General features: G+C 65.0%; 7 protein-coding genes. 2 read left to right on the top strand and 5 right to left on the bottom strand.

Annotated features, from left to right (window positions below; all coding sequences use genetic code 11):
• Positions 1-5: 5 nt before the first annotated feature.
• Positions 6-1,253 (bottom strand): MFS transporter, encoded by a 1,248-nt coding sequence (locus FNB15_RS13600; RefSeq protein ID WP_144069222.1) that lies wholly within the window; start codon positions 1,251-1,253, stop codon positions 6-8.
• 214 nt (positions 1,254-1,467) lie between these two features.
• Between FNB15_RS13600 and FNB15_RS13595 the strand changes: the two genes are divergently transcribed.
• The gene (locus tag FNB15_RS13595) at positions 1,468-3,144 is read left to right on the top strand and encodes a tannase/feruloyl esterase family alpha/beta hydrolase (protein ID WP_144069221.1); all 1,677 of its coding nucleotides are present in this window, start codon (positions 1,468-1,470) and stop codon (positions 3,142-3,144) included.
• 3 nt (positions 3,145-3,147) lie between these two features.
• On the opposite strand, the gene FNB15_RS13590 is transcribed toward FNB15_RS13595, so the two are convergent.
• Positions 3,148-4,011: an HTD2 family dehydratase gene (locus FNB15_RS13590; protein WP_144069220.1), complete on the bottom strand. Its 864-nt coding sequence runs from the start codon at positions 4,009-4,011 to the stop codon at positions 3,148-3,150.
• Positions 4,012-4,026: 15 nt separating this feature from the next.
• A complete protein-coding gene (locus FNB15_RS13585) occupies positions 4,027-7,497 on the bottom strand; it encodes a hypothetical protein (RefSeq protein WP_144069219.1) in 3,471 nt (1,156 codons plus the stop codon).
• A 573-nt stretch (positions 7,498-8,070) separates the two neighbouring features.
• Between FNB15_RS13585 and FNB15_RS13580 the strand changes: the two genes are divergently transcribed.
• Complete coding sequence (locus FNB15_RS13580; RefSeq protein ID WP_185973549.1) at positions 8,071-9,999, top strand: ribonucleoside-diphosphate reductase subunit alpha; 1,929 nt, start codon at positions 8,071-8,073, stop codon at positions 9,997-9,999.
• A gap of 89 nt (positions 10,000-10,088) precedes the next feature.
• On the opposite strand, the gene FNB15_RS13575 is transcribed toward FNB15_RS13580, so the two are convergent.
• Entirely contained in the window at positions 10,089-10,523 is a 435-nt protein-coding gene (locus tag FNB15_RS13575) for an SPW repeat protein (RefSeq protein WP_144069218.1), read from the bottom strand.
• Between the two features lie 207 nt (positions 10,524-10,730).
• Entirely contained in the window at positions 10,731-13,220 is a 2,490-nt protein-coding gene (locus tag FNB15_RS13570) for a TonB-dependent siderophore receptor (RefSeq protein WP_144069217.1), read from the bottom strand.
• Positions 13,221-13,267: the final 47 nt, after the last annotated feature.

The raw sequence follows: 13,267 nt of genomic DNA, 5'->3' as shown, positions 1-13,267 counted from the left end.
CGACGCTAGAGTCCCTGGATCGGCGTGCGGCGACTGTTCCACACCGTCGCCAGCCAGAAGGCCGCCAGGCCGCTGCAACTGGCCGTCAGCGCGATCCATAACACGGGGCCATAGCTGTCGGTCATTTCCCACAGCAGGGCGAAGGCCACGGCGGCCGTGGTGCGCGGCACGGCCACGGCCATGGTCAATGCACCGGTCGCGGCGCCATATCCATAAGCTCCGAGATATTCGATCACGCTGTTGGCGCGCACCAGCGTCAGCATCCCGGTCGCCATTCCATAGAGCAGGGCGAAGATCACCAACACCGAAACACCCCACCACACGCTGACGATCAGCATCAGCACACCCAGCGCGGCGAGGCCGAAGGCGGCACGGCCGAAACCCGCCGTGGAAATACGCGTGCCGACCATCAGCAGCGTAAAGCGCGCCAGCACCTGGCTCGGACCATGCAATGCCATGACGCCGACAATCAGGCTCATCGCATACCCGTTCTCCAGCAGCAGCGGAATGGTATGGAAGGTGATGCCGTTGCCGACAAAAGTGTGCACGCTGAACGCCGCGACCAGCGCCCAGAAAATGCGGTCGCCGAGAATCTCCCGCAGCGGCAGGCGCAAAGGCGCCGCAGCGGTTTCGTCGGCGCCCGGCTTCCGACTGGCGCTCCGGATGCCGCGCAGCACCCAGGCGCTGACCAGGCCCGGCACCATGAAATGGATGACGGCGACGATCATGATCGCCGGGCGCCAGCCAAGGGTTTCGCTGAATAGCGTGATGAAGGGAATCGCGGTCGAGGAGGAAAAGCCACTGAGCAGAGAAATCATGGTGATACCGCGGCGGTGATCGGCCAGGTTCGACACCACGATATTGTAGGCACTCTCGCTCAGGGTGCAGGCATGCACGAGGCCAAGCCCAGCCCAGACGATGTAGAAGATCGGCAGCGAAGCGGTCATCGACCAGATCGCCAGCAGGATAGCTCCGCCGGCAGCGCCCAGCACCATGAACCAGTAGCCGCCGAAGCGGTCGATCAGCGCGCCGACCGGCAACGCCATGACGCTGGCGACCAGCAGATTGACAGTCAGGCCGGCATTGATCTCCACCTTCGACCAGCCAAGCTCCTGCTCCATCGGCAGGGCGACCACTGCCAGCGAATAATACAGCGAACCCCAGGACACCATCTGACCCAGAGCCAGACCCCAGATCAGCAGATGGGGCCGGATCTCGGGCCTGGGACGCGACGGCGGAGACAGCGGGGACATGGTGAAACGGGAGCGAAGAAAGGAAACGAATCAAACCACAACGGGTGTTGCAGGCTAGCATGAGTTTCTTGCGCACCGCGTGCGATATTCGCATCTCGCATGATATTGCTGTGCTGCAGCATGTATTCGTTTTGACGCGTGGCAGACTTGCGCCTAGCCTTCATCGTCAAGCCGCATGCAAGCGGTCGCCACCGGAGCACCAGCGGAGGAACTCATGTCGTCCCGCCTTACAGCGGCCATGGCCGCGTCTGTCATCGCCATTGCCCTGACTGGTTGCGCCGCCACGCCACGCGATCCCACTGCTGCCTGCGCCGCGATGGCCATTCCGCTCGATGCCGCGCTGATCGGCCTGCCGACACGCGGCGCGACGATTGAGTCCGCGACGCTGACGCCGGCCTCACCCGCTGCTGCCATCACCAATCCACCCTTCCGCCCGACGCCGCCCGAAATGATCGTGCCGGCGATGCCCGAACATTGCCGCGTGATCGGCGCAATCGCCTCGGTCGATCCCCAGGCGCCGCCGATCCGCTTCCAGGTCAACCTGCCGAGCGACTGGAATGGCCGTTCGCTGCAATATGGCGGCGGCGGCTTCAACGGCACGCTGATCACCGGCTTGAGCATGCCGCCGGCCGCGCGGCCCGACCGGCCGCATCCCCTGGCACGCGGCTATGTCACCTATGGTACGGATTCCGGCCACCAGAATGCGCCCAATGTGCCGCTGCAGGCCTTTGCCCTGAACGACGAGGCACTGGTCAACTTCTCGCATGCTTCCTACAAGAAGGTGCGCGATGTCGCCGTCGAGCTGATGAAGCGACGCTACGGCAAGGCACCCGAGAAGCTGTATTTCTTCGGCAGTTCCGAAGGCGGCCGCGAAGGCCTGACCATGGCGCAGCGCTACCCGCGTGATTTTGACGGCATCTTCAGCCGCGTGCCGGTGATCAACTGGGTCGGACTCCAGGCTGCCGGCACCCGCATGGGCATCGCGCTGACGCAAGGCTGGATCAGCCCCGACAAGGTGAAGCAGATCGCCGGCGCCGCGCTCAATGCCTGCGACGACCGCGATGGCCTGAAGGACGGCATCATCAGCGATCATGAGGGCTGCAAGCGCGTCTTCAATGTCAGTTCGCTGCGCTGTCCCGGCCCGGCCAATCCGATGTGCCTGACGGACGCGGAAATCCGCGCCGTGCAGACGCTGCACAGCTCGGTGAACTTCAACTTCGATCTTGCCAATGGTTTGCGCAGCTATCCGGGCTTCGGCATCGGCGGCGAAGACGCTACCGGCACCGGCCCGGTCGGCGGCTGGGTCAGCTGGCAGACCGGCACGGCGCCGCCCACCGTGCCCGCCACCAATGCGAGCAGCCGCGCCTGGCTCTATGGCAGCGGCGCCATCCAGTATTTCCTGGCGCGCGATCCGAATTACGATCCGCGCCAGTATACGCCCGCCAGTTTCCCCGAGCGGGCGCAGGCGATTTCCAGCCTGATGGATTCCACCAATCCCGACCTGAGCGCGTTTGCCGGTCGTGGCGGCAGGCTGGTGGTGGCCGAGCAGATGGCCGACTATGCCCAGAGCCCTTATGCCGGCATCCAGTATTACCAGTCCGTCGTCAGCAAGATGGGCCAGCCGGCAACAGATCGCTTCATGCGCCTGTACGTCACGCCGGGCGCCGACCATGTCGGCGTCGGCGCGCCCTCGGCGGTCGACATGCTGGAGGTGGTGAGCAACTGGGTCGAGCGGGGCCAGGCGCCGGGCGATCTGGTGCAGTCGTCGCACCAGACGGCGCCGCCCTTTGCCATCACCGCGTCGCGTCCGATGTGCCGCTATCCGATGTTCCCGCGCTATCGCAGCGGCGACGTCAACGCTGCGGCCAGCTTCGAGTGCGTGGTGCCGTAAGCATCAGGCGAATTCCGCCTCCGCCGTCATCGCCAGCGCATCATCGGCATCGGCGATCCACAGGTTAAGCGCGCCATCATGGGCCGTGTTCGCGCGCAGCTGGAACGGCTGGCCGTCGATCACCGGGCGCCGGCCGCGGAATTTGAATTTCTGCAGTACCTGTCCCGGCCGCAGGCTGGCGGCGAAATCGACCAGCAGGGTCGCCAGCAGCGGGCCATGCACGACCAGGCCGCGATAGCCTTCGACATCTCGCGCATAGTCGCGGTCGTAATGGATGCGGTGGCCGTTATAGGTCAGCGCCGAGTAGCGGAACAGCAGCACCGGATCGGCGGTGAAACGCGACACCCACTGATAGTCTCCTGACGCCGTGTCCGGTTCGGGCAGCGCGGTGCCGGGCAGTTCTTCGCGATAGACGATGTCATGACGGTCCGTGACGGCCACGGTATCGGCATCGAAGATGTCGTGCCGCACGGTGACAAAGACCAGCCGGCCGCTGCGGCCGTTTTTCTCTTCCACCGACTCAATCGTCGACAACCGCCGCGTCGGCATGCCGAGCGACAGCGGGCGATGAAACTCCAGCCGGCTGCCGGCCCACATGCGCCGCGTCTGGCTGCCGCCCCAGAATTTGCTCACATCGGGCAGGAAGCCGCCCAAAGCCGGATGCCCGTCGCGGCCAAGTTTGGCGCGCGGCAGCGGCTGCCAGAAATGCAGCCAGTGACGCAGCGGCGGCAGCGGCGCGCCGTCGGCCAGCGCGTCGTCGGGCTGATCCAGCGCGCGCGCCAGGGCCTGGCTGCGTTCGGGCAAAAAAAGATCGGCGGCCTCTTCCTGGCCGCCGATCCAATCTTTCAGAGAGGTTTTCTCGCTCATGAGCGAAGCATAACCCTACTGCCTCGACTTGCCCACCGCCTCGCGCAGCAGCAGATAGACCTTGCCGATATCGGCGGTGACGAAGGCCGAGGTCAGCAATTCCTCGTGTTCCACGCCCTTGGCGCCGGCCAGCACGCGCTCGAATTCGGCCACGTAACGATCCGTGAAGTCGCGGAACTCGCCGTTCTCCTGATACTTGCCACGGATCTTGTCGAGGTCGCGCTGGTCGATCAGCTTGCGGGTGAACAGGCCGCGCTCGCCCTTGTAGTAGCGGCGCCACAGTTCTTCCGACAGGTCGCGATTCAGCAGGCGCGAAATGTCGATGGCCATCGAGTTGAGGTGCCCGGTGATAAACGCTGCCGTCTTGAGGAACTGCTCGCCGCGCAGCGCCTGCGTCGCCTTGCGCAAGGATTCGGCTTCCACGCTCGCGGTGCGGGCGGCTTCGGCCAGCGCCTTGGCATCGGCCTTGAGGCTGGCTTCGGCAGAGGCTGCCTCGCTGGCGGCGCGTGCTGCGGCCGAGGCCAGTTCCTGCGCGCGCTGGCCCAGCGTCTCGGCGGTTTCGGCGGCGCGTGCGCTGGCGCGGTCGGTCACGGCGCCGAACTCGGTGCCGGTGCGCGCCATGCGTTCGCCGATCTCGGTGACCTTTTCCGACAGGCGTGCGGCGCGCGTATCGACCTCGTCGGCCTGGCGGCGGAAACCGTCGCTCATCCGGTCGGTCTGCTTCATCGCGTCTTCAACGATATTGGCCAGTTCGCGCGTACGGTTGCGCAGCACTTCGCTGGCATCGTCGATGCGGCCCGAGGCGTTGCCCACCGCGAGGTTGATCTCGCGGGCGCGCGCATCGAAGGTCGCGCCGACCTGCTCGACGCGGGTAACGGCTTCGTCCGACACGCGGGCGACTTCCGTCGCCTGGCGGCGGAAGCTGTCGCCGATATTGGCGGTCTTGAGGATTGCCGCATCCGACGCCTCGGCCAGTTCCTGCACACGGCCGCGGAAGTTCTCGCGGATGCTTTCGGCCTGACGGGTGAGTTCGGACGACAGCGAGGTGAGCGCGCCGGCCTGTTCGTGGATGGTGCTGCGCAGTTCCAGCGTGCGATCGACCACGCTCTGCGCCGCATCGCCCAGTTCGACGGAACGGATGCGCGCGGTGTCGCCAGCGGTGTTGATACTGCCGGTCGCCTTCTCCGCGGCGGCATTGAGCGCCTGCGTCTCGATCTGCGCCTTGTCGCTCATGGCCAGCAGTGCCGAGGTCTGCGCCGTGGCCCGTTCAGCCAGCGTCGCCATCGCCTCGGCCACCTTCAGGGCCAGATCCTGCAGATCCTTGGCGCGCGCCTGTGCGGCGCTGCCGGCAAGCTGGGATTCCATCGCCGCACGTTCCGACGCGGCGCTCAAAGCATGAGCCTGAATCTGCGCGGTCTCGCTGACCTGATGCAGGCGCTGCGAGGCGCGTTCGGCGGCGGACTGCAATTGCACGGCATCCTGACCGGCGCTCTCGCCGGCCGAACGCAGGCGCTGGGCCGTGCGGGCGGCGGCCTGGTCGAGACCGTCCACCTGATCGCGCACGGCAGTGCCGGTTTCGGTGATGCGCCTGGCAACGCCATCGATGGTGATGCCGAACTGCTCGGCATGGCCGCGCAGCAATGCGCCGGCGGCGCCGATCTGGTCGTCGGTGCGCTGGGCGGCCTGCGCCAGCAATGCATTGGCCTGCTGCATGGTGTCCTGCACCTGCGCCGCCATGGCGGTGGCATCACGGCCCGACTGGGCCAGCGTCTCGATGCGCGAACGGATGCTGTCATCGGCCTCACCGATCTTGGACAGCGCACGGCCTGCGGTTTCATCCAGCGTGTCGGCGCGCTGCTTCAGCTCGTCGCCGGTGCGCATGGCTCGGTCGGCAATCTGCTGCAGGGTCTGCGTCATGCTGGCGCCTTCGCGGCGCAGCGCATCGCCGGCCTGGGCCAGACGCTGGTCGGCCAGTTCGGCGGCAGAGCCGAGCTGGTCGGCCTGATGGCGCACGAGGTCGCCGGTGAGCTTGAGGCGCTGTTCGGCCTGGGTTGCGGCCTCGGCAAAGGCATCGGCCTGGCGCGTCGCGCCGGCGCCTGCCTGTTCCAGCGCGCTGGTGCGGGTGCGCATGTCGTCACTGGAAACGCGCAGCCGTTCGGCCACGCGAGCGCCCTGGTCGTCGAGCGCGCCGACTTCCGAGCGAATGGTTTCGCCGATGTCGCGGATGCGGCTGATCGTGGTGCCGGTGGCATGCTCGATCTCGCGCACGCGCTCGCGCAACACGGTGCCGGCGGCCTCGGCGGTGTCGATCACCTTCTGGCTGGCATTGCTGAACACCAGGGTCTCGCGGCCGAAGCTTTCGCTGGCTGCAGTGGCGCGCGCCACCGTGACTTCGGCAGCCGTGGTGATGATCTGGGCGCTTTCGGCAAAGCCAAGGCCGATGCGGCCGGCTTCGCCGCCGGCGCGGGTGACAGCCTGTTCGAGCGCAACGATCTTGTGTTCGAGCTGCTCGGTGATCTGCTGCGCCACTTCGGCGGCGCGGGTCACGGCCTGGTCCATCAGCTCGCCATGGCGGCGCGACAGTTCGTCGACGCGATCATTCTGGAACTGGATGGCAGATGTAATGCGGGCGATCTCGGTGGCCTTGCCCTGGAAGATGCCGCGGGCGGTTTCCACCTCGCGCACGATCACATCGGCAGCCTGCAGCAGCACCTGCGCCTGGGTCGAGACGGTCTGGCCCAGACCGGTGACCTTGGAATTCATTTCGGTGCCGACCTTGTCGGCGGCATCGACCAGCGCGCGACTCTGCTCCTCGAAGCGGCCGGCGAGGCCCTTCACGGTATTGTCGAGATCGCGGTTGACCTGTTCGGCAGCCGACAGCAGCGACTGCGAGGACTGGTGCAGCGTGCCGGTAATCTGGCGCGCCTGCTGGGCGACCTGCTCACGGGCGCCGCTGGCCGCAGCCAGCAGTTCCTGCTGCTGGCCGGCCATGGTTTCACCCAGGGTGGCGATCTGCGCGGTGGCCGACTGCGCGGCCTCTTCCATCTCGCGCGCCTGACGACGCAGTGCGCCGGCCAGCGCCGAGACGCGGCGTTCGGCTTCCGGGGTGGGATAGCTCAGGTCGAGCAGCAGCTCATGCAGGGCGGCGGACTGGCGCTTGATCGCCATGCCACGCCACATGTTGAGCAGCATCAGCCAGAGGAAGGCGAGCGGCGCGGCGACACCGGCGATGAAGGCGCCGATCTCGTGCGGCAGCGCATGCCACAGGTTGGTCCAGCCGATCGAGCTGTTGATGTAGCTGACACAGAAGATGATCCAGAGCAGGCTGATGCCCGCACCCACGCCAACCATGATCTGGCGGCGACGCTCCAGCATGGGCGTACCGACCAGGGCGGCGGCCCGGCCCTCGGCCTCGCCAATCGCCTGTTCGCTCGCCGATTTCGCGGCATTGGCGGCCATATCGGCACGCGGATGTTTGATCAGCATCGCAACCTCCCCCGTCGGGGCTCAGGAATCGGTGTCCAGGCCCGGTCGGATCGCGTCATCTTCACGCATTGAAACACACAACGACCGGCCCGCGACGGAAAACGCGCGCCGGTAGCACACAATATTTAGGGTCCCAATGGTTAACGCAGCCTTGCCTGCGGCCTCTATATCCACTGCATCCGAGCCGTGAATCGGCCCCTGTGGATAGCGGGGATAAGATTTTCGCGACCCCCGAAAAATGCCCTCCGTGCGCGACACGGCATAAAATCAGGGGGTTCACGCTGCGCTGAGTCCGTCAATAAGTTTTTTTACAGTCGTGTCACATACACTGTATTGACCCTCCCTTAACCGTGAGTACCATATGTTGTGTTCGTTGGACCTGTTTCGTGACGACGCTGCGCCGCTCTCGAAAGCCCGATCTGGGGCCTTTTTTGTGGGATTTCGAGGGTGAAAGGGCGGGGTGCGCGGCCGCCGGGACAGAGCAACGGACGGAACCTTGAGATTCATGATCTACGGCCGGTCGGGCCCCGCAATGGCGAAACCCCGACCGCGATAAATAAGGGGACACAATCCGTGCTCAATACTCTGCAGACCGAACGCGGCATTCGTATCGACGTTGACCGCAGCCGCGACCGCCTCCTCACCGATTTCGGCAAGGCCACCCTGGATGACCGTTATCTGCTGCCCGGCGAGTCCTACCAGGACCTGTTCGCCCGCGTGGCCGGTCACTATGCCGACGACACGGCGCATGCCCAGCGCATGTACAGCTACATCAGCAAGCTCTGGTTCATGCCGGCGACGCCGGTGCTGTCGAATGGCGGCACCAACCGCGGCCTGCCGATCAGCTGCTTCCTGAACGAAGCCAACGACAGCCTCGACGGCATCCTCGGCCTGTGGAACGAGAATGTCTGGCTGGCGGCGCGCGGCGGCGGCATCGGCAGCTACTGGGGCAACCTGCGTTCGATCGGCGAAAAGGTCGGTCAGAACGGCAAGACCTCGGGCATCATCCCCTTCATCCGCGTCATGGACAGCCTGACGCTGGCGATCAGCCAGGGTTCGCTGCGCCGTGGCTCGGCCGCCTGCTACCTGCCCGTCGACCATCCGGAAATCGAGGAATTCATCGAAATCCGCCGCCCGACCGGCGGCGACCCGAACCGCAAGGCGCTGAACCTGCATAACGGCATCCTGATCTCGGACGCCTTCATGCGGGCCGTGGAAGCCGACGAGCAGTGGGCCCTGCTGAGCCCGCATGACCAGACCGTGCAGCGCACTGTCTCGGCCCGCGCGCTGTGGATCCGCATCCTCACCGCCCGGATCGAGACCGGCGAGCCCTACCTGGTCTATATCGACCATGTGAACCGCGCCCTGCCCGAGCATCACAAGCTGGCCGGCCTGCGCGTCAAGACCTCGAACCTGTGCAGCGAAATCACGCTGCCGACCGGCATCGATCACCATGGCCAGCAGCGCACGGCCGTGTGCTGCCTGTCGTCGCTCAACCTCGAATACTTCCACGAGTGGAAAGAGCATCCGCTGTTCATCGAGGACTGCCTGCGCTTCCTCGACAACGTGCTGAGCGACTTCATCGCCAATGCGCCCGACAGCATGAGCAAGGCGCGCTATGCCGCCGAGCGCGAGCGTTCGATCGGCCTGGGCGTGATGGGCTTCCACTCCTTCCTGCAGGCCAATGGCGTGCCGTGGGAAAGCGTGATGGCCAAGGTGTGGAACCGCACCATCTTCAAGCATGTGAAGGAACAGTCCGACACTGCTTCGCGCAAGCTGGCCGAAGAACGCGGCGCCTGCCTGGATGCCGCCGAATACGGCATCATGGAGCGCTTCTCGCACAAGATCGCGATTGCGCCGACCGCCTCGATCTCGATCATCGCCGGTGGCGCCTCGCCAGGCATCGAGCCGAACGTGGCCAATGCCTTCACGCACAAGACGCTGTCGGGCTCCTTCTCGGTGCGCAACCGCTATCTCGAGAAGACGCTGGAGCAGTATGAGAAGAACGATGTCGACACCTGGTCGTCGATCACCACCAACGGTGGCTCGGTGCAGCATCTCGACTTCCTGTCGGATGACGAGAAGGCCGTGTTCAAGACCGCCTTCGAGATTGACCAGCGCTGGCTGATCGATCTCGCGGCCGACCGCACGCCCTACATCTGCCAGGCGCAGAGCCTGAACATCTTCCTGCCGGCCAACGTGCACAAGCGCGACCTGCACCAGATCCACTTCCAGGCCTGGAAGAAGGGCGTGAAGAGCCTCTACTACTGCCGCTCGCTGTCGATCCAGCGCGCCGAGACGGTGTCGGGCAAGGGCGTGGCGGAAAAGGCTGTGACCAACGTGGTTTCGATCCCGCTGAACGGCAAGGTCAACGAGGGCGAACGTCCGATGGGCGTGCCGCCGCAGGTGGAACTGCCGCTCGCCGCAATGGCGGCCGCTGCAGCTGCGGGCGGCGGTCCGCGCGAAGCAGTCGATTACGACGAGTGCCTCTCCTGCCAGTAAGATCGGCCTGCCAGTAATCACTGACAGCGAGTTGGGGTGAAGATCAGCGGCCCGGGAGACATTCCGGGCCGTTTTCTTTTGAGTGAATCTTATACGGCGGTATCGGGCTTACCGCCCTGCCAGATTTCTATCGCGGCCACCACCACGACCAGCCCGCCAAGCCCGATATGGGCCAGCATCGCCACGTCATAGGCGGTGAAGCCGAGCAGCCAGGGCGACAGCATCGCCCAGACGCCCAGCAGGCCGCTGATATAGGCTTCCCAGCGATCCAGCAGCGTGAGCGCCAGCGCCGACAGCGCACAGACCAGCCCGCCGATGATCACCGCATTCAGCGTGGCGCCCTCAAGGCCGGTGAATCGCAGAAGCCAGGGCGACAGCGCGAGCAGCAGGCCGAGGACCATGTTGCCCCAGTCTTCCCAGCGCCTAGCTTCCCAGCGCCTGGCTTCCCAGCTGCGCGCAACACTTCCCGCAGCAGCCCTGGGCCGGCGATGGTCCGATGAATGATCCTGTGTCACATGCGCCATGGTGCGTCTCCTTCGCACGGCATCGAAGGATCGATGCGTTGCGTAGAGGCATGCAGCGGTCCCCCCTGCGGTGCACGGCTCAGTTTCTGATTCCGCATCAGCGTGGCGCCGCAGTGTGGCAAATTTATGCCCGGCGGAAGCCTGAATATCCGGATGAAACCGGCAAAAACTCCCTGCCGCCTTTGCAGCGGCAGGGAGACAGACGTTTTACCAGCGGTAGCGCAGGCCCGCCGTGATCGTGCGCTCATAGCCATAGGCGCACCAGCTGTCGCCGTAATAGCAGGAGGCGACATAGGTCGTGTCGAACAGGTTCTTCGCGTTCAGGGTCAGTTCCATGCCGGCGAAGTTGTTCGACAGCGCGCCAAGATCGTAGCTGACCATCGCATCGACCAGCGTCACGGGTGAAACGCTGATCTTGTTCGAGGTGTTGACCGTCTCACCGGTGTAACGCACGCCGGCACCGAGACTCAGTCCCTTGTAGGATCCGGCGGGCATGCGATACACGGCCCAGGCCGAGGCCTGATGCTCCGGCACCGCAGCAAGGCGGTTGCCCTGGTTCTCGGTATCCTTGGTCACTTCGGTATCCAGCAGTGTATAGGCACCGATCAGGTCAAGCTGCTCGGTCACACCAAAGCGCGCCTCCATTTCCAGGCCGCGCGATTTCACTTCACCGGTCTGGAGGGAATAGAAGGCGTTGACCGGATCGGCAGACTTCACATTGGTGCGGGTCAGATCGAAGACTGCGACCGTGTAGAGGCTGCGGGTGCCGGGCGGCTGATACTTCAGGCCCGCCTCATACTGCTTCGCTTCCTCGGGCTTGAATGGCGCGCCGGCAAAAGTGGTGCCGCCCTGCGGCGTGAAGGCCTCGGAATAACTGATATAGGGCGCCATACCGTTGGCGAAGTTGTACATCAGGCCGGCTTTGCCGGTCCAGGCGCTGTCGTCCTGTCTGACGACCTTGCCGGTTTCATCCGTGGTGTCGATCTGCGAGTCATCATGGCGCAGACCGAGTGTCAGGGTGAAGCCGCCCAGGCGCATCTGGTCCTGCGTGTAGACGCCAACCTGCTCGGCCCGGCTTTCCTTGCGGCTGCGCGCCGGTGCCGTGATCGTCTGATAATAAATCGGATTCCACACATTCAGATCCGGCGCGCTGCCAAAGCCGGTGGCATAGCTGCCGTTGAGATGCTGGTAGTCGAAGCCGGTCACCATCGTATGGTTCACAGGCCCAGTGCCGAAGCGCGTTTCGACCTGGTTGTCGATGGCGTAGGTCATCAGGCTTTCGCGCGAACTGGCGGTGCCGCGCTTGAGGTTGATGCCATCCGCCTGCATGCCGTCGGCATAGATGCTGTCATATGCCATCGTGGTGTGGTGCACGCGGCCGTTCGAGCGGAAGCTCCACACATCGGTGAAGCGCTTGTCGAATTCGTAGCCCAGGGCCTGCTGCTGGCGGACCATCTTCTCGTAATTCGGATCGCCGTCGTAGAAGTCGACCGGGATGGTGCCGAACTGGCTGGGCAGCACGGTGCCCTGCGGCGGGATGCCGCCATACGAATTGCCCTTCGGATCGCTCTGCACCAGGCCCAGCAGCGTGAGACTGGTATCGACATCCGGCCGCCAGGTGACCGACGGTGCGATCGCGATCCTCTCGTTTTCCGTCATGTTGATCTGGCCGTCTTCACTGATGCCGACACCCGTGAAGCGATAGAGGAGCTTGCCCTCCGGATCGATCTTGCCGGAGAAGTCGCCGGTCAGTCGCATGTGATTGTTGCTGCCGGCCTCAATACCGACCTCATTCAGCGCCGTCTCGCCCGGACGCTTGCTGACCTGGTTGGCAATGCCGCCGGCCGGCGCCTGGCCATAGAGCGTCGAGCTCGGGCCCTTCAGCACCTCGACGCGCTCCATCAGATACGGATCGAGCTGCGGTTCGATGTAATACAGCCCCTGCTGCTTCAGGCCGTTCCAGTAGCGCTGCGCATCGAAACCGCGGATGGTAAACATGTCGTAGCGCGTGGCAACTGCGCCGCGCGTCTCCGGCGTCACACCGGCGGTGTAGCGCAGCACCTGGTTCAGGCTTTGCGCATTCTGGTCGGCGATCTGCTCGCGCGAAATCACCGAGATCGACTGCGGTGTTTCGATCAGCGGGGTATCCGTCTTGGTGCCGGTCGCCGAACGCGTCGCCACGTAGCCATCGACCGGGCCGGTCGCGGTCTCGACATAGCCGCCCTGGCCTTCGATCGTCAGCGGCGGCAATACCGCCGCGCCGCTGCTGCTCTTTGGTATTTCCACCAGTCGCACCGTCGTCGGACCGGTGAAGCGATAGGTCATGCCGGTGCCTTCCAGCATGCGCACCAGCGCGTCCTGCGTGGTCATGTTGCCGCTGACGGTGGTGCTGCGCAGATTCTGCAGTTGCGCGCCATCGAACAGGATCTGCAGCGATGCGCGGTTAGCCAGTGCCAGCACGGCGCGACTGAGATCCTGTGCCGGAATGTCGAAGGACAGGCGCTGCTGCGCGACCGCCTGCGCCGGTGCTGCGGACTGCGCCGAAGCGGGTGGGACCACTGCGATGGCCGCGCCTATCATCATCGTGCCGACGGCCAAAGGCGCCAAACCACTCAGACTGCGAACCGAATGGCCACGACCCGCCGAATAGCGTTTCCCGTCTGCCAACACCTGCTGTGCGGCCAACTTCACGTCCATACCTGGAAATCCCCCTGAAATGCCGATAAGGCATGGACTGCAAATGC

Source organism: Ferrovibrio terrae (assembly GCF_007197755.1).
In the GTDB taxonomy this organism is placed as follows: Bacteria; Pseudomonadota; Alphaproteobacteria; order Ferrovibrionales; family Ferrovibrionaceae; genus Ferrovibrio; species Ferrovibrio terrae.
The sequence above is the reverse complement of the archived record's forward strand: the minus strand, read 5'-3'. Positions and strand labels throughout refer to the sequence as shown.